The organism is Sorangium sp. KYC3313, assembly GCF_052075895.1.
Lineage (GTDB): Bacteria > Myxococcota_A > Polyangia > Polyangiales > Polyangiaceae > Sorangium > Sorangium cellulosum_B.
Genome location: NZ_CP197255.1, coordinates 174,791 through 197,809, shown reverse-complemented (window position 1 = coordinate 197,809; position 23,019 = coordinate 174,791). Strand labels below are relative to the sequence as shown.

Sequence of the window (23,019 nt, the reverse complement as noted above, 5' to 3'; positions counted from 1 at the left end):
CATGTAGTGTCGCGTGGGCAAGACAGCGCCGGGCGACCTCTGCCGTCCATGATCGCGGTGGCCCTGCCGCTGCGCGCTGATCGTCTAGGAGTCCCCGAACAGGCTGAGCTGGACCATCCGCCTCGGCTGCGGCGCTGGCGGAGGCTCTGACGGGGGCGGGAACTCGTGCTCCGGCGTGCTCGCCGTGGGAGCCGCGGGCGGCGGCGCGGGACGGAGCGCGCCGACGGGACGGAGCCTAGCGGAACCGTCCGGCGCCACCTCTGGCCGACGAGCTGCTGTGCACGCCGACTCTGGCCGTCCTGGTCGAATTCCGCCTGGATGCACTCATGCAGCACGGTGTCAAGCACAAAATCCGATATGCCGCAGTTTTTGCAGTTTGGCGGTTAAACGATCCAGCGCTAGACCCGCGCCAGCGTTTCAGACCGCGTCGACGAACGGCGCTTGGCCATGACCCGCCTCGAGGAGTTTGTATGGCATGGGAATTGGATGAGGAAGGCGCTGCGCCGATCCTCATCAACGGCAACTACGGGCTCACGATCACCTCTCCGCATCTGGAGGACCTCCGCGCCGGCCCTAGAATCGCCGACATCCTCCGCATCCTCCAGGAATTGGCCGGGAATAAGCGAAATGCCTTGGACGCGGCATTTCAGGCAGACAAGCGACCCCGTGACGATCAACTTCGGGAGATTCGCAACCTGTTCGCGAACGACGAACAGGCAGGTTCGACGCCGTAATTCACTTACTACCACCAGGATTCGTGGCATCACTCGGGCTCTCCAAACAGGCTCGGCTGCAGCATCCGCCGGGGCCGGGGCGGCGGCTCTGACGGCGGGGGCTTCGGCTCGGCGGGAGCCGCTGCGGACGCCACGGGCGCAGCTGGTGCCTCGGCGAGCGCCGCGGCGACGAGTTCCTCCACGCTCCACACGTGGTCGGTCAGCCAGGCCTCCATGGCGGGCGTCACGCGCAGCGCCTTGCGGGCGGCAGAAGTTGTTGAACATCATGTGCAGCGCGGCGGCCGCCTTGTGATGCGGGAGGCGCTTGCTGTGGTGGTGGGGCAACTGCCTCACCAGGCTTGCAATGACCCCACTCTGTACAGCTGACGCGACAAGCCAGCTATACGGTGAATCGGTTGGTCAGCCCCCTGGGTGTGCGGCCTCCGCCGCTTCTGCCGCCCTTGGAGGTGACGAGGCTCATGATGGGAAGGCCCACGAAAAACAGGATGCCGAGGAGCCCGATGACAGTACTCATGCCGAACTATGGCGCCAGTACAGGGCGCGGTCTACTCGTCAACATTGTCCGGCTGTCCGCCCACGCAGAATACAGCACGGACGTCGAGCGTCACGAGTAGATCGACCAGGCAGCTGGCTACTGCTCGGGTGGATCCCCGAACAGCGAGAGCTGTACCGGCTCCCTCGGCCTCGGACGCCAGGACAGCAGGTCGAGCTGACCGACCGGCTCCCGGTCCGGCGCGGGGGGCTGTGCCGGGGCAGCGGCCTGTCCTGTGGCCGCTGGCTCCGGCTGAGGAATCGCGGGCGCAGCCGCCACGGGAGGCGGCTGCGGAGCAGAGGGCGCCGTCGGCGCGGACCCGCCCGGGAGCACGCGCAGCCAGCCACGCCCGCCCGGAAGCTCCCGCGCCGGCCCCTCCGGCTTCGGGATGGCGAGCGGCTGCGGCTCCGGCTTCTCCCCGGCCGGCTCCTCCAGCGCGGCGACCATGAGCTCCTCCAGCGTCCACACGGTGTCCGTGATGCCCGCTGCCATCGCGGGGGTGATCCGCATGTTTCGCGGGATGTGGCAGAGGTTCGTGTACGTGTAGTGGAGCGCGATGGCCGCGCGGTGCCGCGAGAGCTTCTTGCTGAAGGCGAGCGTGCGGCGCCGGAGCCGAGCGTTCCACTGCCGCGCCGTTAGGTTGCTGCGTTCTATGGCAAAATTGGTCGCCTTCGCCGGGTCCGGCGTCCCGAAGATGGCGCGCTTCTGGATGAAGTCGACGCCGCGTTCGACCGCGAACTTCTCCGAGGTGCCGGGCTTCCCAGGGCGCGAGCTGAAGTTCTTGACCGTCTGCATGTACGGCACAGCGCGCCCGAAGTTCGCGGCGATCGGCTGCGCGTAGAGCCCGAGCCCGTCGGTGGTGATCTGCGGCATGACCGCGAGCCGCGCGCGCACGTCTTCGACGAGGGCATCGGCGCTCTCCTGGTCGCGCTTCCCGACGTGCCACGCGATGATGAGCTTGCTGGTCCGGCAGATCGCCGCCCAGGTCCAGGTCTCCCCGCTGGTCGCCGCGTCGTGCTTCGCCGGGTCGACGTGGACCTGACGACGGGAGACCCAGGAGTGCATCTCGTCGAGGTCCACGAGCGGGGAGGTCAGATCGCGCACCATGCGATCATGGAGCCGCGCGCAGCCCTCGCCGATGGCCTGCCCGAAGCGGCCGATGGTGTCCTGATGGACGCCGGTCATGCGCGACGCGGCGCGGATGCTGGTGCCGTTCACGAGCGCAGCGAGCACCTCTAGCCGCCGCTCCGCCGGGAGCACGTTCGCCATGGACTTGCACCTCTCCGGACGCGTGCCCATGATCGCAGTGCGACGTGCGACGGGTGGGCCACCATCCGGCGTTCCGCAGCCCCGTCTCGGGTTCCAGCCGAGGCGGGGCGCTTTGCCTGTGCAAGTGAGTATAGCCCTTGTTTTCTAGGGCTCCAGCGCGGTGGGACAGTGGCTGTCATAGCCTCCGTCGCGGATCCAGCGTCAAATACGGGCTTTCCTACACCGCCAAGGGGCACGGGTGCGCCGTGTGACACGGCTCGTCCGACGGGACGCCGGGCGCCTTGGCAAGGCATCTGGCTGGCGGCCACATGGGTAGATGGTTGACTGCGCGACGGGACGCGATGCTAGCTCCCCGCTATGCCTACGATGCGATCGCGGCGCTCGGGGCGTTCGCGTTTCAGGCAAACGCGAACGCCCCGATAGAAGCGCATGGCCCGTGGTAGGATCAACCCATGGCTGCGACCAAAACCTACACGCCTCGCATCGGATCAGACCCAGCGTACATACAGGCTGTCGGCCAAGCCTTCTATAATTTTACCTACCTAGAGTGGAGTGTTATTTGGCTGGTGGCCAAATTGAAAAGTGGCTACTTCGGCGAAATCGAATCCGCAAATCCTCCGAAGACCGCCGGCACAATCCGTAGGGATCTCGCGCATGAGGCCACGGCATCTAAAAAGATCGATGCTCCGACGCGAGCGAAGCTCGTGGCGATTTCAAGGCGATTCGATCAGGCAACACGGCGACGAAATCTGCTGCTACACGCGCATCCATTTACGGACCAGGACGGAAACCAGCTTCTAGGCGGGCTTTCACACGGGACACGCCAAACCTGGACCATCGATGACGTGCTGGGCGTAGCGGAGGAGTTCGAGGTATTAGCTCGTGAGGCCAATGCTGTACTGCATCAAGACTTGAAAGGTCTATGACTGTCCCACAATTGACGCCTCGTGGCGGACCGCCAGGACCAAGTCGGTGGACTGGTATGACATGCCGCACGCATGCCGACATCGGGTGCGCTGCCAGCGGTACCGGGGTCGCCGCGCTGCCAAGGTGAAACTTGGCGTCTGCCCTAATTAGGGCACCACCGATGAATCTCTGGCCGGAGGCTGTCGACAGCCTCCCCGGAGAGATGAATCTCTGGCCGGAGGCTGTCGACAGCCTCCCCGGAGAGATGAATCTCTGGCCGGAGGCTGTCGACAGCCTCCCCGGAGAGATGAATCTCTGGCCGGAGGCTGTCGACAGCCTCCCCGGAGAGATGAATCTCTGGCCGGAGGCTGTCGACAGCCTCCCCGGAGAGATGAATCTCTGGCCGGAGGCTGTCGACAGCCTCCCCGGAGAGATGAATCTCTGGCCGGAGGCTGTCGACAGCCTCCCCGGAGAGATGAATCTCTGGCCGGAGGCTGTCGACAGCCTCCCCGGAGAGATGAATCTCTGGCCGGAGGCTTCAGTTGGCCGCCACACTGGACAATTCGCGTGAAGGAGACCTAAAAGATCGCGATGCGTACGAGCGAGGAGATCTACCACCGCATCCGCTGGGATGCGCGCCTCGATCCCGCACGCTTCGTGATGGGCATCGACGTGCACGCGGCGGAGCCCAAGCGCGTCCCGCTGCCGGCCTTCGTGCCGGGGGGCGACCTGCCCTGGCATCGGGTCGTGTACATCGAGGCCGAGGGCGAGAGGGTCTGGGATCGTCAGACGGGCCTCGACTCCCTCGACACGACGCAGGCCGGCCGGGTGCGCGCGCCGCAGCGGCTGCGGCCGCCGTTCTTCACGGCGCGCGCGGCCATGCGCTGGGAGGCGACGGAGGGCCGCTGGGCGACGGCCGAGGCCGCGGCGCCCCGGTTCACGCCGGGCGCGAGCGCGCGGCTGCGCGTCCTCTCGTGGAACACGCTCTGGGACCGCTACGACGCCGAGCGCATCCACACCGCGCGGCGCCGGCCGCTGCTCGTCGAGGCGCTCGGCCGCGCCGACGCCGACGTGATCGCGCTGCAGGAGGTCGAGTTGCCGCTGCTCGATCTCCTGCTCGGCGCCGGCTGGGTCCGCGCCGACTACACCGTCAGCGACGGGCCGCGCGGGCGCGACGTCGACACCTGCCACCTGCTGCTCCTGAGCCGGCTGCCGGTGATCGAGGTGGGGTGGCACGCCCTGGGGAAGTACAAGGCCGCCGTCGCGATGACGCTGGCGCTCGCGGGAGAGCCGCTCGTCGTGGTGACCACGCACCTCACGAGCGATCACGCGGAGGAGGGGGCACGGAAACGCGCGGCCGAGCTGGAAGACCTCGCCGTGGGCCTCTCCGCCGTCGAGGGCGACGTGGTGCTGCTGGGCGACCTCAATGACGGCGGGCCGGGTCCCGCGTCGAAGCTCGGCCTCGTGGACGCCTGGCTGGAGGCCCGCGGCGCCGGGGACGAGGCGCCCACGTTCGATCCCACCGTCAACCCGCTGGCCGCCGTCTCGTCGCTGTCCGGCCGCGCCTGCCGGCTGGATCGTGTGATGTTTCGCGGGGCGGCGCTGCGCCCGATCACCGCCGATCTGGAAGGGACGACGCCGCTTCCGCCGGATGGCCTGTTCCTGTCCGACCATTACGGCGTCCGTGTCGAGCTCTCCGTCGGCGAGGCGCCGGGCGAGGTCCTCGACGTGGCGACGACCGCGCGCACGGCCCTCGCGTGGGTACCGCCCGAGCCGCTCTGGCCCGAGATCCAGGCCATCCGCGCGCTCCACGACCCGCAGATCGACCGCTGGCCGCCGCACGTGAACCTCCTGTTCGGCTTCGTGCCCGAGTCGAGCTTCGAGGCGGCGCTCCCGCTCCTGTCGGCCGCCGCGCGCGAGGTCGGCCCGTTCCCCGCGGTGCTGGAGGGTACGCGCTCGTTCCGGCACGGCGCGGACGCCACCGTCTGGCTCGACCCCGCCGCGGGCGGCAAAGATCCGTGGGCGCGGCTGCATCAGGCGCTGGCGCGCCGCTTTCCGCGGTGCGTGGGGCGCGCCGAGGGCTATACGCCCCACCTGACCCTGGGCCGCGTGGACGACCCGGCGCGCGTGCAGCCCGGCTGGGCCGCGCAGCTCGGCCGCCGCGAGGCCGCGGTCGGCGAGCTGGTCCTGCTGTCGCGGCGCGGCGCCGAGCCGATGCAGGTGCGGGCCTCGGTCGCGCTGGGCAGCGGCTCGGTGCGCTGGGCGGCCGAGCCCGCGCCGGCCGCGTCCAGCCGCGCTCCGAAGCCCGACCGCGCGTCAGCGCTCGTGGCCCGGCTGAAGGCGGCCCTGCCCGGGGGCGCGCTCCACGTCACGGGCTCGCGGCGGCTCGGCTGCGCGCTGCCCGGCGCGGACCTCGACCTCGTCGCCGCCCTGCCGGGGCCCATCGATCTCGACGCCGTCGAGGTCCAGGTGCGCTCGGCCCTGCCCGAGGCGTCGACCGTGCGGCGTGTGGAGGCGATCCGCGTGCCGTGCCTCGAGCTCTGCGCGGTTGGCCTGGACGCGGACCTGACGCTCGTCGACGCGGGCGCGGTGCGACCCGAGCACGCCGTCGCGCGGCGCCTCGAGCTGGGCGAGGCCGCCGCGGTGGCCCTGAGCGCCGTCACCGACGCCGACGCGCTGCTCGAGGCTGTCGATGCGGCGTCCGCTCCCTCCGCTGCTCCTCGGCGCCGCGAGGCATTCCTGGCGCTGGCCCGCGCCGTCAAGGCATGGGCTCGCGCAAAGGGCATCGACGCCGCGCCGTTCGGTGGTCTGCCGGGCATCGCATGGCTCGTCCTGGCCGCGCGGGTCGTCTGCGAGGCCCCGGACCTGGAGCCCGGGCCCCTGCTGTCCCGCTTCTTCGGCGCCTGGGCAGCCTGGGATTTTCGCCGGCCCATCGCGCTGGATCCTTCGGCTCCGGCGGTCGGCACGCCCGGGGATCCCGTGCGCATCGCGACGCCGACGGCGCCCGTGCGCTCGTGCAGCGATACCGTCGGCGCCGCCGCCCTTGCGACGCTGTCCGACGAGCTGTACTCCGCCTGGGAAGCCGTGGAGTCGGCCCTGGCCGCCGGCCGCGATCCGCTGCCCGATCTGCTCGCGCCCCCGCCGCTGCACCGGCGCCACGCCGCCTGGGCCGTGATCACCGTCGAGGCGCCCGAACCCGAGGGCGTGGCTTCCGGCCTGGGCTGGGTGCGCGGCCGGATCCGCGCGCTGCTCTCGTCCTTCGAGCGCGCCGGGGTCGGAGATCTGCGGGCCTGGCCTCATGCATTCGACAGGGGCCCGCGCCTCGCCCGCCACGCCATCGGGCTGGGCAAGCGCCCGCCTGCGGCCGCGGCCCTCGAGAAGCTCGCGGCTCCCTGGGCTGCGGGCCTGCACGGGGTGCACGTCGCGTGGGTCGAGGGCGGCGGGGTGCCGACGCTGCGCGCTGAACAGGGCGCGTGAGCGCTTCCGCACGTCAGGGGCAAAACACGATGTCGTAGTCTTCCCCGGCGCAGGCGGCCATCGACTCCTGATCATCGCCGGACCACGAATACGCGTCCTTGCATGCCTCTTCGAAGTACGCGGCCACGGGGTTCGCGGGATCGTCCCGGTCAGGGCTCACGCAGGAGATCGTCGCGCCGCTCTCGTCCTTGTAGCGGCCCTCCTCCGGGCACTGCGCGAGCAGGCTCGTCGGGCACGACAGCGTCCGGCAGTCCGGCAGTCCGACGGGCACGATCGCCAGCGGGAGGTTGTGCGCGTCCACGTGGCTGATGTTGTACCAATCGAAGTCGTTGAAATCGGTGTTGAGGGTCATCTCGGCCAGCGTGTGTCGGCCGCCGCCGGGGTCCGACCCGGCGTATGCCCAGTAGCGCAGGGACGACAGCGGCTCCTCGCTGGTGCCCACGTCGCGGCACGCGAACTGTCCCGGGCCGAGCTCCCCGCCGTCGATGAGGCTCCCCAGGAACTGGAGCGGCTGATCGCACTTGTTGACGAAGGCCAGGGTGGACTTCCCGTCACCGGGCGTGCGGCAGTCGACCTCGCCCGGATTGACGGGCGGCTGGCCTGTCGATGCGCTGCTGGCGTCGCTCGACGAGGCTCCGCCGGTCGCGCTGGACGCGGCGCTGACCGAGGTGGATCCGCCGCCCGTCGCGCCGGAGGACGTGTCCTGCTCGGAGGACCCGCAGCCGGCATCGAGCAGCGCCATGATGAGCAGCGCGGCCGCGGTCTTCCAGTATCGCGACATGATGGTCCTCCTTGCGGCCTCGGTGGCGGGAGGAGGATGAGGATACAGAAAGCCTCGTCCACCGAGAAGGCGTGTCGTCATCGGGCCGCGCGCAACGACCCGCGCGGACTCGGCACCTCGGGCGTCCTTCAGGGCGCCTGGCAGGACACGCGGTGGATCGGCTCCTCTTTCCCTTCACCGACCGTCACGTAGTCCCATCCGCCGGGCACCCACGCGATCGCCTCGGCCTGCTCCTCGTCGGGCGACGGCAGCACGCAGGGCGGTTCGGCCAGCGCCTGCGCCACTGTCTGATCCGGTGTCATCGGGTAGTAGAGCACGTGGGATGAGGTGCGCAGCAGCACGCCCGTGCCGTCCGGGTGGACGTCGCCGCTGGTGAAGCGCGCGCTGCCGGCGGGCGGCTCGATGGATCCCGTCCGGACGAGCGTCGCCGGCGCGCCCGCGGCGGGAAGCGCTGCCAGCTCGTAGACGCTCGAGGTGCCCTTGTTGACCTTCGTCACGAGGGTGATCGCTCCTGTTGCGGGGTGGATGAGCAGCGTCTCCGCGTCGTGGGCTCCGTCGGGGTACGAGAGCACGAACACCTCGGCGGTCGAGGCGAGCGGCCCTCCTCCCAGCGTGTCCGGCTCCGGCACGCTGTAGATCGTGGTGCTGTCGCGCTCGCCGTCGTTGTCGCCGATGTCCGCGAGGAAGAGGCAGCTGCCCCCGCCCGAACGGCAGGGCCCGCGCGCGATGTCCTCCCAGTCGACCGCGGCCGCGCCGGCCACGGTCACCTCGGCCCGCAGCGCGCCGCCGAGCCCGATCGCGAAGAAGCGGGGGTCATCGCCGTGGTCGTTGTGAACATAGAGCACCTCCGGGTGCAGCCCGCTGGCGACGACACCGGAGCACTCGTCGATGTCGCCCGGCGGGAGCGCGCCGATTCGCGCGGCCCCGGTGCAACGAGGGCAGCCCGTCTCCCGCACCGCCGGCGGATCCGAGGCCCCGCAAGCCGACAGGAGCAGCGAGAGCGCGAGCGCCGGCGCCGGCGCCGCAGAGCGGCGTGCCAGGACGCCAGGCGCAGGCCCTCCCTCCGGATGGGGCGCCCGGAGGCGGCACGGCGGCAGCTGCGGAGCGCGAAGGATCTCGAGTGCAGACGTCGGTGACATGAGCATCGCGGTTCGGTGCAGAGAGAGAGTTGAACGCAAAGGCGCCAAGAGCGCAAAGACGCCAAGATGCATGATATCCATTCTTTCTTTTGCGCCTTTGCGCCTCTGCGCCTTTGCGTTGACTCTCTCTCCGGATTCCCGGCGGGCCGAGCTAGGGCGCCGCGTTCGCCGCCCCGGGGGTCGGCGCCGTGGCGGCGCCCTCGCCGGTCAGGTCGGGCAACCTGCCCCACGTCTCCCCATCTGCTGCGGCCTCGATCGGGTACTTGAGCTCGGCGAGCACCTGGTCGCTCTCGGAGATGAGGTAGACGGTCTCGCCCCTGGAGGCGCTCACCTTCCAGGTCGCATAGAAGCAGCTGCTCGGGCCGCCGTCCGGCAGGCACGCGGTGTGGGGCCCAGGGCCGTCCTCGGGCAGCTGGTCGCCGAGGATGAGCAGGTACGCGCCCGGGGCGAGCTGCGTGCCTTCGGGGAACCTGAGCGCGTCGGCCGTGTTGCACTCCCCGCTGTCGTCGGAGTCGCACAGGCCGAGCCCGCCGAGGTCGGCCGAGCCCGGGCCCGGGTTGCCGAGCTCGATCCAGTCGCCGCCCTTGGCCGAGATCTCGTTCACCACGACGGTCGTCGTCGCGGTCCCGCCGCCCGTCCCCCCTTGGTCGCCGCCTGCGCCGCTCGAGCTCGAGCTCTGAGACGTGGTGGTCGCGCCCGTGCTCGGCGTGCCCGTGTCCCCGGGCTCGTCGCTCGAACCGCAGCCTCCCGCGCAGAGCGCAGCGAGGCAGAGCGCGGCATATCGAAGTTGTGCCATCACGATGTTCTCCTCGGCCCCAGCACACGGCGATCCCGGCGGTGTGTCAACCGTGTGTCAACGGGCGGCGCGTGCGGGCTCCCGGTCGTGCCCGCCCCCGCCGTGGACGCGCGCGCGTCTGCAAAGCGCGCGGCCGCATCCCTCAGCGCGCCCGCGCCCCGTGGTCCGCGATCACGCTCGCCACGCAGCAGGTCAGCTTCTTCCCCATGCCGAGGTGCAGGAACTCGTTCGGACCGTGCGCGTTCGATTGCGGCCCGAGCACGCCGGTGATCAGGAATTGCGCCTCCGGGAACTTCTCTCCCAGCATCGCCATGAACGGGATCGTCCCGCCCTCGCCGATCCCCATGGCCGGCCGGTCGAAGAACATCTTCGACGCCTTGCGCACCGCCGCATCGAGCCAGGGCGCCGTCGCCGGCGCGTCCCAACCGGCCGACGGCTCGCTCACGTGGAACCGGACCTCCGCCCCGTACGGCGGGTCCTTCTCCAGGGCCTCCTTCAGCGCCGCCGCCGCCTTCCTCGGGTCGAGGCGCGGCGGCAGGCGCATCGAGAGCTTCGCCCTCGTGAACGGGCGCAGCACGTTGCCCGCGCCCGCGATGGGCGGCAGGCCGTCGACGCCCGTCACGGAGAGCGCGGGGCGCCAGGTGCGGTTCAGGAGGAGCTCCGCCGTGTCGCCGGTCACCGGGCACGCGCCCTTCACCCACGGCAGCTCGCACACGACCGACGCGCCCAGCACGTCGGCCGCGGCCCGCGCCTGCGCCGCGCGCTCCTCCGGGATCTGCACGTGCAGCGCGTCCACGAGGACGCGCCCGGTCCGCTCGTCCTCGATGCGCGACAGGAGCTGCCGCAGGATCCGGAAGCTCGAGGGCACCACGCCGCTGCCCACGCCCGAGTGGACGCCCTCGCGCAGGATGTTCACGTCGAGCGTGCCCTGGAGCAGCCCGCGGAGCGACGTCGTGGTCCAGAGCTGGTCGTAGTTGCCGCAGCCGGAGTCGAGGCACACGACGAGGCTCGGCTTGCCGATGCGCCCCGCGAGCGCGTCGATGTAGGCCGGCAGGTCCGGGCTGCCGCTCTCCTCGCAGCCCTCGATGAGCACCACGCAGCGCGCGTGCGGGATCCCCTGCTCGTGCAGCAGGCGCAGCGCCGCGAGCGACGCGAAGGCCGAGTAGCCGTCGTCGGCGCCCCCGCGGCCGTAGAGCTTGTCGCCCTCCCGCACCGGCTCCCAGGGGCCGAGCCCCTCGCGCCACCCCGTCATCTCGGGCTGCTTGTCGAGGTGTCCGTAGAGGAGCACCGTGTCGTCGCGCGTGCCCGGCACCTCCATCAGGATCACCGGCGTGCGGTTGCCGATGCGCACCACCTCCACCGTGAGCCCGGGGATCGGCTGCGCCTCGCACCAGGCCGCGATCAGCGACGCCGCCCTGTCCATGTGGCCGTTCTCGCGCCAGGCGGGGTCGAAGGCGGGCGACTTGTTGGGGATGCGGATGTAGTCGTGCAGCGCGGGGACGATCTCCTGCTCCCAGCAGCGCTCGCAAGACGCGACGGCTTCACGCTCGTTGAGCTTCGTCAGCATGAACCTCTCCAGGGTTGAGGACGGCGGCGATCTCCGGGGACCGACTCTACAGCGCCCACGACGTGGGTGTACCCCGGACATGGAGGCGTGACATCTTCAAGGTTCCGGAGCGCCGTGGCGAGGAGCGCGGGGCCGGCGGGCGGGCGCGGCGCGTGGACGGGCGGGCTCAGCGGGCCCGCCGGGCGTCAGGGCCGCTTCTCGAAGGTCACCTCCGGGTACTCCGGCGAGGGACCGTCGAGCAGCGGGGCCGCGTCGCCGCGCACGTGCGCCTGGACGAAGGCGCGCGTGTACGCGTTCGTGATCTCGACCGCGCGCGCCGGAGCGAGCGTGCCGAGCTGCTCCGGGGCGACGCCCTCGCCGAGGAAGTGCTCGACGACGAGCGGCAGGTCCGAGAACGTGAGGTGGGCGGTGTCGTCGACCCGCGCCCGGTAGGCTTGCCCCTTCAGCGCGCCGTAGGTCTCGTCGATGCTCGCATCGTCGGGGTGGTTCGCCGCGAGCAGGATGAAGAAGGGCTGCGCGAGGCTCCTGCCGCCGGCGCCCTTCTGCGGCCCGAAGAGGCTGCCGTCGATGTCGAGGCCGGCGTCGAAGCGGTCGTCGCGGGCGCACGCCTCGGCGGCCATCGCGCCGCCGTAGGAGTGGCCGAGCACGCCGACCCGCTCGAGGTCGAGCCGGCCCGTGAGCAGGCCGCCCGGGTCGTCCTGCGCGGCGGCCGTGAGCTCGTCGAGCACGAAGCGCGCGTCGTCGACCCAGACCGCGACGTGCTCGTTCATCGCCTGAGAAAAGGCCTCGATCTCCTCCTCCGACGCGTCCATCGCCGGCGTCGGGACGACCGAGCCGAAGGGCACGGCGCGGCCGTCGGGGAACACCGTGAGCTCGGTGTCGTAGGTGTGGCTGATGGCGGCCACGACGAAGCCGTGGCTCGCCAGGTCCTCGAGGAGGCTCGTGTAGTCGGCGCGGAGCATCCCGAACCCGTGCGAGAAGAGGAGCACCGGGTGCGGCGCGCCGTCTTCGGCGAGCGGCACGCCCACGCGCGCGTGCGTGAGGATGCTCGCCTCGAAGCCGTCCTCGATCGGGAGGCCGCCGGTCATGCGGCGGCTGTCGCCCTCCTCCGGCGACAGGTACGGCGCGAGCTGCCCTGTGCCGCAGGGATCGGCCGGGTAGAAGAGCTGCACCATGAGCTCCCGGCGGTCGTCGGGATCTTCCGTCGCCTCTTCTCCACGCGCGCTGTCGGTGAGGGCGTGGATCTGCGTGCCGACCGGGTGCGGGCCGGTCGGGCGGGGCAGCTCGAGGACGCCGTCGGCAGGCGCTTCGTCGCCCCAGCCGGTGCAGACCGGATCGCCTTCGTGCGGGGGCAACGCGTCGTGATCCACGCACCCGGCGAGGAGCGTGGAGGCGGAGAGGGTTGCGAGCAGGCAGAGGGCGTGTCGAGAGACGTCGCTGTGGAGCATGCGCGCATCGTTCTCACGGCGTGGCCGAGGCTGGCGCGGCGAGCACGATCGTGGCGCTCGATCGGGCTCGGCAGACGCGAAGGTCGGCCTGACAGTAGCCACAGACCCCTGTAGTATCGGCACCATGCGGGCAGCTCAGGAAGCGTGGCCGCGACGAATGGGTGGCGCATCCGGCAGACCCGCGACGGCTGGACGAGGCGGGGATACTTTTGAGGCGCCGCGACGCCGCGACCGTGTGGAGACATTCCAAATGCTTGAGTACAGCCCCGCATGGCCGCATGGCGAGGTTCAGGACGCATTCCCAGAGGTCTTTTACGTCGTGGGTACGAACAGGACTCACCACGCCGGGATCGATCTCCAGACGAGCCGCACGATGACCGTGCTCCGGCAGAACCGAGAGCTCACGCTCGTGAACACCGTGCGCCTGACCGAGGAGGGGCTGCGCCAGCTCGACGCTCTCGGCCAGGTCCGCCACATCGTGCGGCTCGGTGCATTCCACGGTCGAGACGATCCCTTCTATCGTGACCGCTACGGCGCCACCCTGTGGGCGCTCCCCGAGGCGGTGGCGGCCGACGGCCGACCTGCCGACCGAGCGCTCGCAGCAGGGGGCCCGTTCCCGGCTCACGGAGGCTCCGTATTCGAGTTCACGACGGCGCGGTTCCCTGAAGCCGCCGTTTTGCTCCCGCGAGAGGGCGGAATCCTCATCACGTGTGATGCCGTCCAGAACTGGTCACACGTCGATCGCTTCTTCTCCGAAGAAACGGGCGTGCTGTTCGTCGCTCAAGGGTTGATCGGCGCGGCGAACATCCCCGCGACCTGGCGAGAGGCGTGCGCCCCCGATATTTCAGATTTTCGCCGCCTGGCCGATCTGCCGTTTCGCCATCTCATCAGCGCGCACGGTGAGCCGCTTCGTGACGACGCCAAAAAACTGCTCCAGGCCCGCATAGACGAAGAGTTTCGCCTGCGAGGACAGGAGCCGGCGTGACACGGGTGACGCCGCCCGACGAGCCGTCGCAGACGACGGCGCCCTCCCTCACCATGCCCGATCCGGCGTCCGCGGCTGAACGCCAGGATCGGTAGACACATCGGGGAACGCGATGCACAGCGCACACGCCATGCCCGCGATCCTGCTCCCCCGCGGGCGCGATCCCTGGCTCAGCGTGCTCCTGCTGTCCGGCCTCGCCCTCACCGTGTTCGGCGCCGGGTCTCTCCTGCGAATCCTGGCCGGCCTCCTCGGAGCGGTCGCCCTCTTCGTGGTCCGGAGGGCCTACGGCGGGCTCGATGGGGATCTGGAGCGCCTTGGAATCGTGCACCTGTTCGCGCCGGGGCTGGTCTCTTTCGCCCACCCGGCGATGCTGGTGCAGAGACATCCGTGATCAGTTAGCCAAACTAAGCGTCGTGGGACTGTTCGACATCGTCATCGCCCGAGCGGGCTGCCCCAGCTGTGGACATTTCCAGGAGTGGCGCGTCTAACCCGGCGCCTCTTCGCGGCGCGCCAGTGGGGGACAGCGCCGCCCGCGCGGGCGGCGCGCCCGGTTGTCCGGCCGGCGCTCAGCCCTGCTTGCGGGGCGCCTTGAGCGAGAGCTTCAGCAGCACGTCGTCGCGGATCAGATCGTCCTGCTTGCCCGGATAGACGATGCCGAAGTCCTTGCGGTTGATCACGAACTCCGCGCTGCCCGACACGGCGTCGGCGCCCTCGGTGATGGTCGCCGGGAAGGTGATCGTCTTCTTCACGCCGTGCAGCTCGAGCTCGCCCGTGACGGTGTGCGTCGCGCCGTTCTCGCCGCCGGCCTTGATCTCGGTCGAGGTGAACGTCGCCTTCGGGTACTTCTCGACGTCGAAGAAGTCCGGCGACTTGAGGTGGCCGTCGAGCTTCTCGGCGTCGCTCTTCACCGACGACGCGTCGGCCTCGACGGTGACCTTGCCGCCCGCGGCCTTGCCGCCGGCGAGCGTGATCGAGCCCGAGATCTTCTCGAATTTGCCCTCGTGTTTGCCCGTGACCTTCGAGCCGACGAAGCCGATGGTCGAGGCGGCCGCGTCGAGGGGCAGCGCCTCGGCGGGGCCCGCGGGCGCGGCGGCGGCCTGGGTCTGCGCGGGCGCGGCGGTCGAGATGGTCGCCTTGGGCTTGTCCTTGGTCGGATCTTCGCACCCCGCGAGCGAGAGCAAGAGCGCGGCGGGGAGGGCGATGCGAGCGAAACGAGCGGTGAACATGAGAGACAATCTCCTTATCGGTCAGCCAAACTGCACAGAACGCTTCGTGAACGAGCCATAGGTGAGCCCCGTGATGGGGAACTGCACCGGCTCGCTCACGTCGATCGACGCCCCCATGGCGGCGACGACCGGCACGAAATGCTCGTGGGTCGGGAGCGCCATCCGCACGCCCGGCGCGCGGGCGCGGTACTCGATGAGCGCGCCCACGTCGCGCTGCGAGAGGACCTCGGCGCACCATGCGTCGAACTCCGTGGCCCAGGGCTGCGCGACCGCATCTCCGCGCCAGTCTGCCGCGCGGAGGTTATGGGTCAAGAAACCGCTGCCGACGATCAACACCCCCTCGTCGCGGAGCGGCGCGAGCGCTCGCCCCATCTCGAGGAGCGGAGCTGGAGAGAGCGTCGGCAAAGAGATCTGGAGCACCGGGACGTCCGCGCCCGGGTACATGCAGAGGAGCGGCACATAGGCGCCGTGGTCGAGCCCGCGGCGAGGCGCCTCGGCGACCGGCCCCAGCGGGCCGAGCAGCTCCCGGACGCGCCGCGCGAGCGCGGGGGCGCCGGGCGCGGGGTACGTCACCTGGTAGTACCTCTCGGGGAAGTTGTAGAAGTCGTAGACGAGGGGCACGGTCTCGGTCGCACCGAGCGTGACCGGCGCGTCCACCCAGTGGGCCGAGATCATGAGAATCGCCGCGGGGCGCGGCACCGCCTGCGCCCAGGCGGCGAGCTCGGCGACCCACGCGCGATCGTCGAGCAGGAAGGGAGAGCCGTGCGCGAGGAACAGGGCTGGCATGCGCCCCTCGCGCGCTGTTTGCTGGATGTCTGACATCGAACCTCTCTCGGCCGCGCTGGACGTGGAGCTCGACGCCGGAGCCGGGCCGGGCGCGGTCGACGTCGAGCGCCCGCAGGCGCCGGCGATCGGTGCGGCCCCGCCCGCGGCAAGGAGGAGCCTCAATGCAGCCCGGCGATCCATGATGAGCCCACCCTAGGTCGTTTCCAGGAGTGGTACAATGACCCTGAAATGAAACGGCGGGTTGTCAAAACGGAAACGATCGACGCGAATGTGAGCGATTTGCGGGCCTTCTGCCTGGTGGTCGACCTCGGATCGATCACGGCGGCCGCGAAGACGCTGGGCGAGACGAAGGGCAGCGTCAGCCGCCGCATCACGCGCCTGGAGCACGCGCTCGGGGTGGAGCTGCTCCGCCGCAGCCCGCGGCTCGTGCAGGCGACCGAGGACGGGCTCGCCTACCGGATGCGCGTCGGCCGGGCGCTCGAGCTGCTGGAGGACGCGAACGTGGCGGTGCAGCAGGCGCGCTCGAGGCCGCGCGGGCACCTGCGCGTGACGGCGCCGTTCGATCTCGGGCTGAGCATCCTGGCGCCGCTCTCGGCCGGCTTCGCGGAGCGCTTCCCCGAGATCTCGCTGGAGCTGCTGCTCACCGAGGCGCTCCTCGATTTCGACGCCCACCAGGTCGACGTGGCCCTGCGCGCGACCTCGAGCCTCCCGGACTCGTCGCTCATCGCCCACAAGCTGCAGCACATCGAGGTCGGCCTGTTCGCGGCGCCGTCCTACCTGCGCAAGCACGGGGCCGTGCGCCGGCCCGAGGAGCTCGCGGGGCACCGGCTGCTGCTCGCCCAGACCGCGCGCGGGCACGCGTCGATCGCGCTCTCGGCGCGCGACGGCCGCGATCGCGCGGAGCTCCGGGTGCGCGCGGCGATCTCGGCCTCCGATTTCTCCTTCTGCCGCGAGGTCGCGCTGGCCGGGGGCGGGATCGCGCTGGTCCCCGCGCTCAACGTGCGCGGCGACCTCGACGCGAAGCGGCTCGTGCCCGTGCTCAAGGACTACGCGATCCACGGCGCCGCCTCCCTGTACCTCGTCCACCCGGGGACGCGCTTCCTGCCGTCCAAGATCCGCGCCTTCCGCGACTACCTGCTCGACGCGTTCGGCGTCCAAGGGCGGCGCGAGGCCCCCGCCGCGGCGCGGTAGCGGGCCGCCCCCTCCGCGCCTGCTCCCGCCGGAGGGCGGCGGGCCGTGCTCGCGCCGGAGCAGCGGATCACCACCGGCTGTTGCTGGGGAAGCAGCGCGGCCTTGGCCCGGCCGGCGGGCGCCGCGCGGCGGCGGGCGCGGGCCGCTGGACGGCGCTGTCGACGGGCGAGCGGCGCGGCGGCACGGGCGTTGCTGGTCATGGCGAGACGATCCCGAGGACGGGCCGCGGGCCATCGGCTCCGCGAGGCCCGTCCCGGCGTCTCCCGAGCGCTCCTCTCCCCCGCCGGCTGGGCGGCGGGCGGGGCGGCGCCCGGGCATCCGCGAAACGGCACCGCTTCCAGCCGCGCACCGAGGTCCATCTGCGCTCGTTCATCGACAGGGTTCGCTCACTCGCGACGTTCGCGGCGCTCTCTGCGCTCTCAGCGCTGATTGCCTCGTCCGGGTGCAAGCGCGGCGGCGAGACGAGCGCGGCTGCCACGCTCGCTCCGGACGCCCCGATCCCGGCCGAGATCCCGCGCGAGACGCGGCTCAGCATCGGTGATCCGACGGTGCAGAAGCAACTCCAGCTCTCCGGCGACATCGACAGGCTGCCATTCCGCGTCGACTGGCAGAACATCAGCGGAGGACCGCAGACCATCGAGGCGTTCCGCGCCGGGGTGCTCGACGCGGGCGCGGTCGGCGACACGCCGCCCATCCACGCCACCTTCACCGGGGTCGACGTGAAGATCCTCACCGTGCAGGTGCGGGAGAAGCCCATCTACGAGCTGGCCACCGCGCCGGGCGCGCAGGTCGCGTCCATCGGCGATCTCCGCGGCAAGAAGATCGCCTATTCGCCGGGGCAGGCGCAGGGCGCGCTCGTCCTGCGCGTGCTGAAGAAGGCCGGGCTGTCGCAGGAGGAGGTGACGCTCGTCCAGCTCGGGAGCACCGAGTTCAAGGAGGCGCTCACCAGCCGCCAGGTCGACGTCGCGCCGCTGGCCGGCGTCACCCTGCTGCGTTATCTCAACGAGTACCGCGCCGAGGGCGCCTCGTCGATCGCGCACGGGGTCCGCGACAACCTCGGCTTCCTTTACGTGCGCGCCGAGGCGCTCAGGGACGCTCACAAGGCGGCCGCGCTGGTCGACTACGCGAAGCGGCGGGCCAGGGCCCAGCTGTGGGCCTATGCGCACCCGGAGGCGTGGATCGAGGCGTACTACGTCAAGGATCAGGGCCTCTCGGCCAGGGAAGGGCGCTTCCTCATCGAGGCCGCCGGCAAGCCGCAGTACCCGGGCGACTGGTCCGAGGCGATCGCGCTGACCCAGGAGACCGCCGACTTGCTCGCCGAGGTCTCCGGCCAGAAGCGGTTCGAGGCCAGGACGATCTTCGACCTCCGATTCCAGACGATCGGAGCGGAGGTGGCCGGCGCCGCCGAGGGCGCCGGACCGACGGACCGGCCGGCGACGGCCGACAGGAGCACTCCATGACGACCGCACTGCCCACGAGCGCCGCCTCGCCGCGCCTCGCCAGCTTCCCGGATCTCACCGCAACAGCGGACGTCTCCGCGCCGCCGTCCGGCGCCCCGACCGGCCGCCGCCTGTCCGGCCGCCGCTTGCGGCGCCGCCTGGGCCCGGGGCGGCGCATCCCGTACGGCCTCGCGCTCGGCCCGGCGCTGCTGCTCGCGCTGTGGGCCGCCGCCTCGGCGACGGGCGCGCTCGACGCGCGCGTGCTCTCCGCGCCGTGGACCGTGGTGACCACGGCGCACGAGCTGATCGCCGATGGGCGGCTCCTGTCCAACCTGCTCACGTCGGCGCAGCGGGCCTTCCTGGGGCTCGCGCTCGGGGCCGGCCTGGGTACGGTGCTGGCGCTCCTCGCCGGGCTGACGCGCGTCGGCGAGGCGCTGCTCGACGGGCCGGTGCAGATCAAGCGCGCGATCCCGACGCTGGCGCTCATCCCGCTGCTGATCCTCTGGTTCGGCATCGGCGAGCAGATGAAGGTGCTCACCATCGCGCTCGGCGTCGTCATCCCGGTCTACGTCCACACCCACGCGGCGCTGCGCACCATCGACGCGCGCTACGTGGAGCTGGCCGAGGCGGTCCGCCTGACGAGGTGGCAGTTCATCCGGAAGGTGGCGTTGCCGGGGGCGCTTCCGGGCTTCCTGATGGGCCTCCGGCTGGCGGTGACCGGCGCGTGGCTGGCGCTCGTGGTGGTCGAGCAGATCAACGCCACGAGCGGCATCGGCTACATGATGTCGCTGGCGCGCTCGTACGGGCAGACGGAGATCATCCTCCTCGGCCTCGTCGTGTACGGGCTGTTCGGCCTGGCCTCCGACTCGGCCGTGCGGCTCATCGAGCGAAAGGCCCTGTCATGGCGCCGCATCCTGGCCGGTTGACGGCGGCCCCGCCCGCGGTGCGGATCCGCGGCCTGGTCCGCCGCTTCGGCGCCCGCGTGGTGCTCGACGGGATCGACCTCACGATCGAGCGGGGCGAGTTCGTCGCGCTGCTCGGCCGCAGCGGATCGGGCAAGAGCACCCTGCTGCGGGCGATCGCCGAGCTGGACGACGAGGTGACCGGCTCGGGCGAGCTGCACGTGCCGGACAACCGGGCGGTCGTGTTCCAGGACACGCGGCTCCTGCCTTGGGCGCGGGTGCTCGACAACGTGATCCTGGGGCTCGACGCGCCGCAGGCCCGGGAGCGCGGCCTGGGCGCGCTCGCGGAGGTGGGGCTCGCCGGGCGGGAGCGCGCGTGGCCCGTCGAGCTGTCCGGCGGCGAGCAGCAGCGGGTGGCGCTGGCGCGGTCGCTGGTGCGCGATCCGGAGCTCGTGCTGGCCGACGAGCCGTTCGGCGCGCTCGACGCGCTGACCCGCGCGCGCATGCACGACCTCCTGCGCGAGCTGTGCGCGCGGCACCGGCCGGCCGTGCTGCTGGTCACCCACGACGTCGACGAGGCGATCGCGCTCGCCGATCGGGTGCTGGTGCTCGAGGGCGGCCGCATCGCCGAGGAGCGGCGGATCGATCTGCCGGCGCCGCGCCCGCTGCGCGAGCCGCGGTTCCTCGCCCACCGCGAGTCGCTGCTTTCGGCGCTGGGGGGCGCGCCGGGCGCGGCCGCTGCCGGAGATCCTGACGCGAACCCTGAACTGGAACGGAGTTCCCCGTGACCCAACGACCCGGACAGCTGCATCTCAACGCGTTTCTCATCGCGGGCGGCGGAGTTCATCGATGTGTCGCTGAAGCTGTGGGACAGCTGGGGCGACGACGCGCCGCTCGGCGACAAGGAGAACGGCGTCTGGGGCGATGATCGCAAGATCTACCCGCCGCGGCACGTCAAGCCGGAGTACGCGAAGCGCCAGCTCGCGCAGACGCTGCGGGTGAAGCCGGAGGAGCTCGACCTCGACGCGGAGCTGCCGCGGGATCTGCCGAGCGAGGATCAGATCGAGGGGGCGAAGAGCCGGTACACGCTGATCGTGAGCCTGGCGCGGCGGGAGCGGCTGACGGTGCGCCAGCTGATCGGGCGGCTGGGCGGCGCGGCCGTGGCCACCGGACGTTCGCTGGCGCGCCCGAGCAGGTGGCGGACGCGATCCAGCACTGGTGGGAGCAGGGGGCGGCCGATGGCTTCAACGTGATGCCGCCGGTGCTGCCGTCGGGGCTCGAGGCGTTCGTCGAGCACGTGGTCCCGATCCTGCAGAAGCGGGCAAACCTCAACCCCGGTCGGGACCTGGTCGCGGCGGCAGAGTGAATTGCGTTACAATAAGCCTCAACCCCGGTCGGATAAACCTCAACCCCGGTCGGGAAATGGATCGGGCAAACCTCAACCCCGGTCGGGATCTGGTCGAGGTGCGAAGTGAAATAGATCACAATTGGCCGCAGCGCCGGTCGGGGAATGAACCGCGGCTGCGGCTGAACCCAACCCCGGTCGGGGCTCGCACCGGTCGGTGAACCCAACCCGGTCGGGACGAACGGCGGCAGAGTGAGTCGCGTTACAATAAACCTCAACCCCGGTCGGGACGAACGGCCAACCAAGCCCCTTCAGGGACCAACCTCGGTCGGGGATCGCGTTGCTCGCCCTTTCCGTTTCGTGGTGTGCTGAGGCGCATGCTCGCCTCGAAGCTCGTCGTGGTCCTCTCCGCATGCACCCTCGCGCTGGCCGCCGCCGCGACGGGAGGCTGCTCCGCCTCGGACGGTGATGCGGAGCCAAAGGCAGACTGCTCGCTGCAGGGACAGAACCAGTTCCTGTTCGAGCTGATGAAGGACGCCTATCTCTGGTACGACGGCGTACCCGACCTGGACTACCGGGCGTACCCCTCGCCCGAGGCGCTGCTCGTGGATCTCGCCACAGAGCCGCGAGACCGCTGGAGCTACATCTCGACCAAGAGCGTCGATGACGCGTTCTTCCGGGAAGGGCAGACCCTCGGGTTCGGCATGCGGTGGAGCTTCGACCAGGAAGGCAGCCTCCGGCTCGCGCTGGTCCAGCCGGGCTCGCCTGCCGGAGAGGCCGACCTCCGGCGGGGCGACGCGGTGGTGGCGATCAACGGCATCGACGTCGAGCAGGTCGTGAGCGACGACCTCTGGGAGGAGCTCGCAGGCCCCGACGAGGAAGGGTACGAGATGTCGCTGACGATCGAGCGCGCGGACGCCGAGGCCTTCACGGTCGCGCTCCGGAAGGCGTGGTATGGCATCACCACCGTCGTGAGCCCGCGTATCCTGCAGGCAGGGTCCGCGACCGTCGGATATCTCATGCTCACCACCTTCATCGAGCCTTCGGTGAGCGAGCTCGACAGCGCCTTCGCGCTGTTCAGGGAGAGCCAGGTCGACGAGCTGGTGCTCGACCTGCGCTACAACGGAGGTGGGCGCCTCTCCGTCGAGAGGCACCTCGCGAGCCTGATCCACCGGCCGGCAGAGGCCGGCGCGCTGCTCGACATCACCGCGCACAACGACAGGCACGTCGACTGGGACAAGCGGGAGACGTTCGACGACCTCGACCAGCCGCCGCTCCCCCTGTCCCGGCTGGTCGTCATCACGTCCGGCGGGACGGCCTCCGCGAGCGAGTCGCTGATCAACAGCCTGCGCGCCTACATGGACGTGAAGATCGTCGGCTCGACCACGCACGGCAAGCCCGTCGGCATGTACGGATGGGACCACTGCGACATGGTCGTGCACCCGATCGCGTTCCGGGTGCTCAACGCGAAGGAAGAGGGCGATTTCTACGATGGCCTCCCCCCCGACTGCGCCGCCGACGACACGCTCGGCGCAGAGCTCGGCGACGCGGGCGAGACGTGCCTCGCCGAGGCCCTGCACCTGCTGGAGCACGGCGAGTGCTCGACCGCGGCGCCGCCGGACGGGGCAGGCGAGCGCCGCGCCGCGCCGCCGCGGGAGATCCCGTGGCGCGGCCTCCGGCGCGAGGTCGGCGCGCTCTGAGGCGCGGCCGCGCCGGCCAGGCGCGGCGCGGTCGAGCGCGCCTGCGGCGCCCCGGCGCGAAACACCGCCGCTCCCGGCTTGACACGCTGAGCGGCTTGACGGACATTCCTCCGCCATAGCGGAGACTATGGCTGCGGCCAGGAGGGAATGTCATGAGCCTGCAACTCGGAAGCATCGCGCCTGATTTCGAGCAAGAGTCCACGCACGGGACCATCCGATTCCACGAGTGGGCCGGGAGCTCGTGGGTGATCCTGTTCTCGCACCCGAAGGATTTCACCCCGGTTTGCACGACCGAGCTCGGCGCTGTCGCCAACCTCAAGGCGGAGTTCGACAAGCGCGGCGTGAAGCCCATCGCGCTCAGCGTCGACGACGTCGACTCGCACAAGCGCTGGTCGGTGGATATCGAGGAGACGCAGCGCACGAAGCTGAACTACCCGATCCTCGCCGACGTGGACCGGAAGGTGTCGGGCCTTTACGGGATGATCCACCCGCAGGCGAGCGACACGCTCACGGTGCGCTCGGTGTTCGTCATCGATCCGAACAAGAAGATCCGCGCGACGTTCACGTACCCGGCGAGCACGGGGCGCAACTTCGACGAGATCCTGCGCCTCATCGACTCGCTCCAGCTCACGGACAGCCACTCCGTGGCGACGCCCGCGAACTGGAAGGACGGCGATGAGGTGGTGATCGTCCCCTCGCTCCAGGACCCCGCCGTCCTCGCGCAGAAGTTCCCCAAGGGGTACAACGCCGTCCGCCCGTACCTGCGCCTCACCCCGCAGCCCAACCGCTGATCCGC

The 23,019-nt window shown here is 70.9% G+C and carries 21 protein-coding genes and 1 pseudogene; 13 read left to right on the top strand and 9 right to left on the bottom strand.

Features of this window, described 5'->3' with window-relative positions; all coding sequences use genetic code 11:
- The first annotated feature begins 470 nt into the window (after positions 1-470).
- On the top strand, positions 471-734 hold the full coding sequence (locus ACSRUE_RS00780; protein ID WP_441289353.1) for a hypothetical protein: 264 nt from the start codon (positions 471-473) through the stop codon (positions 732-734).
- 29 nt (positions 735-763) lie between these two features.
- On the opposite strand, the gene ACSRUE_RS00775 is transcribed toward ACSRUE_RS00780, so the two are convergent.
- Positions 764-961, bottom strand: a complete 198-nt coding sequence (locus ACSRUE_RS00775; RefSeq protein ID WP_441289352.1) for a hypothetical protein — start codon at positions 959-961, stop codon at positions 764-766.
- A 404-nt stretch (positions 962-1,365) separates the two neighbouring features.
- On the bottom strand, positions 1,366-2,535 hold the full coding sequence (locus ACSRUE_RS00770; RefSeq protein WP_441289351.1) for an IS1 family transposase: 1,170 nt from the start codon (positions 2,533-2,535) through the stop codon (positions 1,366-1,368).
- A 452-nt stretch (positions 2,536-2,987) separates the two neighbouring features.
- Here ACSRUE_RS00770 and ACSRUE_RS00765 point away from each other — a divergent pair, with 452 nt between their 5' ends.
- The 3 genes from ACSRUE_RS00765 to ACSRUE_RS00755 all read left to right on the top strand — a co-directional run bounded on the left by ACSRUE_RS00765 (position 2,988) and on the right by ACSRUE_RS00755 (position 6,918).
- Entirely contained in the window at positions 2,988-3,461 is a 474-nt protein-coding gene (locus ACSRUE_RS00765) for a hypothetical protein (RefSeq protein WP_441289350.1), read from the top strand.
- Between the two features lie 161 nt (positions 3,462-3,622).
- On the top strand, positions 3,623-4,012 hold the full coding sequence (locus ACSRUE_RS00760; RefSeq protein WP_441289349.1) for a hypothetical protein: 390 nt from the start codon (positions 3,623-3,625) through the stop codon (positions 4,010-4,012).
- A gap of 20 nt (positions 4,013-4,032) precedes the next feature.
- Positions 4,033-6,918 (top strand): poly(A) polymerase, encoded by a 2,886-nt coding sequence (locus ACSRUE_RS00755; protein WP_441289348.1) that lies wholly within the window; start codon positions 4,033-4,035, stop codon positions 6,916-6,918.
- 13 nt (positions 6,919-6,931) lie between these two features.
- Here ACSRUE_RS00755 and ACSRUE_RS00750 read toward each other — a convergent pair whose 3' ends face one another.
- The 5 genes from ACSRUE_RS00750 to ACSRUE_RS00730 all read right to left on the bottom strand — a co-directional run bounded on the left by ACSRUE_RS00750 (position 6,932) and on the right by ACSRUE_RS00730 (position 12,649).
- The gene (locus ACSRUE_RS00750; RefSeq protein WP_441289347.1) at positions 6,932-7,699 is read right to left on the bottom strand and encodes a thaumatin family protein; all 768 of its coding nucleotides are present in this window, start codon (positions 7,697-7,699) and stop codon (positions 6,932-6,934) included.
- 128 nt (positions 7,700-7,827) lie between these two features.
- Positions 7,828-8,838: a hypothetical protein gene (locus tag ACSRUE_RS00745; RefSeq protein WP_441289346.1), complete on the bottom strand. Its 1,011-nt coding sequence runs from the start codon at positions 8,836-8,838 to the stop codon at positions 7,828-7,830.
- 151 nt (positions 8,839-8,989) lie between these two features.
- A complete protein-coding gene (locus ACSRUE_RS00740; protein ID WP_441289345.1) occupies positions 8,990-9,634 on the bottom strand; it encodes a lamin tail domain-containing protein in 645 nt (214 codons plus the stop codon).
- Between the two features lie 142 nt (positions 9,635-9,776).
- A complete protein-coding gene (locus ACSRUE_RS00735) occupies positions 9,777-11,201 on the bottom strand; it encodes a M20 family metallopeptidase (RefSeq protein WP_441289344.1) in 1,425 nt (474 codons plus the stop codon).
- A 185-nt stretch (positions 11,202-11,386) separates the two neighbouring features.
- Positions 11,387-12,649, bottom strand: a complete 1,263-nt coding sequence (locus tag ACSRUE_RS00730) for an alpha/beta hydrolase family protein (protein WP_441289343.1) — start codon at positions 12,647-12,649, stop codon at positions 11,387-11,389.
- 250 nt (positions 12,650-12,899) lie between these two features.
- On the opposite strand from ACSRUE_RS00730, the gene ACSRUE_RS00725 reads away from it, so the two are divergent.
- Both ACSRUE_RS00725 and ACSRUE_RS00720 read left to right on the top strand, forming a co-directional pair.
- Entirely contained in the window at positions 12,900-13,634 is a 735-nt protein-coding gene (locus ACSRUE_RS00725) for a hypothetical protein (RefSeq protein WP_441289342.1), read from the top strand.
- Positions 13,635-13,746: 112 nt separating this feature from the next.
- Positions 13,747-14,025 carry a hypothetical protein gene (locus ACSRUE_RS00720; protein ID WP_441289341.1) on the top strand — a complete coding sequence of 93 codons (279 nt, stop codon included), beginning with the start codon at positions 13,747-13,749 and terminating at the stop codon, positions 14,023-14,025.
- Between the two features lie 175 nt (positions 14,026-14,200).
- Here the strand turns inward: ACSRUE_RS00720 and ACSRUE_RS00715 are convergent, their stop codons facing one another.
- On the bottom strand, positions 14,201-14,860 hold the full coding sequence (locus ACSRUE_RS00715) for a YceI family protein (RefSeq protein ID WP_441289340.1): 660 nt from the start codon (positions 14,858-14,860) through the stop codon (positions 14,201-14,203).
- Positions 14,861-14,881: 21 nt separating this feature from the next.
- Positions 14,882-15,682, bottom strand: a complete 801-nt coding sequence (locus tag ACSRUE_RS00710) for a dioxygenase family protein (RefSeq protein WP_437762166.1) — start codon at positions 15,680-15,682, stop codon at positions 14,882-14,884.
- A 234-nt stretch (positions 15,683-15,916) separates the two neighbouring features.
- On the opposite strand from ACSRUE_RS00710, the gene ACSRUE_RS00705 reads away from it, so the two are divergent.
- The 7 genes and pseudogenes from ACSRUE_RS00705 (at position 15,917) to ACSRUE_RS00675 (ending at position 23,014) form a co-directional block, all read left to right on the top strand.
- Positions 15,917-16,837, top strand: coding sequence for a LysR family transcriptional regulator (locus tag ACSRUE_RS00705; RefSeq protein WP_441289339.1), 921 nt, complete (start codon positions 15,917-15,919; stop codon positions 16,835-16,837).
- A 548-nt stretch (positions 16,838-17,385) separates the two neighbouring features.
- A complete protein-coding gene (locus tag ACSRUE_RS00700; RefSeq protein ID WP_441289338.1) occupies positions 17,386-18,297 on the top strand; it encodes an ABC transporter substrate-binding protein in 912 nt (303 codons plus the stop codon).
- Positions 18,294-19,202: an ABC transporter permease gene (locus ACSRUE_RS00695; protein ID WP_437762163.1), complete on the top strand. Its 909-nt coding sequence runs from the start codon at positions 18,294-18,296 to the stop codon at positions 19,200-19,202. Before ACSRUE_RS00700 ends, ACSRUE_RS00695 begins: the two co-directional genes overlap by 4 nt.
- Positions 19,178-19,966: an ABC transporter ATP-binding protein gene (locus tag ACSRUE_RS00690; RefSeq protein ID WP_441289337.1), complete on the top strand. Its 789-nt coding sequence runs from the start codon at positions 19,178-19,180 to the stop codon at positions 19,964-19,966. The genes ACSRUE_RS00695 and ACSRUE_RS00690 overlap by 25 nt, the downstream gene beginning before the upstream one ends.
- Before the next feature lie 165 nt (positions 19,967-20,131).
- Positions 20,132-20,499: pseudogene (locus ACSRUE_RS00685) on the top strand (LLM class flavin-dependent oxidoreductase); the annotation flags it as partial.
- 401 nt (positions 20,500-20,900) lie between these two features.
- Complete coding sequence (locus ACSRUE_RS00680) at positions 20,901-22,223, top strand: S41 family peptidase (RefSeq protein ID WP_441289336.1); 1,323 nt, start codon at positions 20,901-20,903, stop codon at positions 22,221-22,223.
- A 152-nt stretch (positions 22,224-22,375) separates the two neighbouring features.
- A complete protein-coding gene (locus ACSRUE_RS00675) occupies positions 22,376-23,014 on the top strand; it encodes a peroxiredoxin (protein ID WP_272097229.1) in 639 nt (212 codons plus the stop codon).
- Positions 23,015-23,019 lie beyond the last annotated feature (5 nt).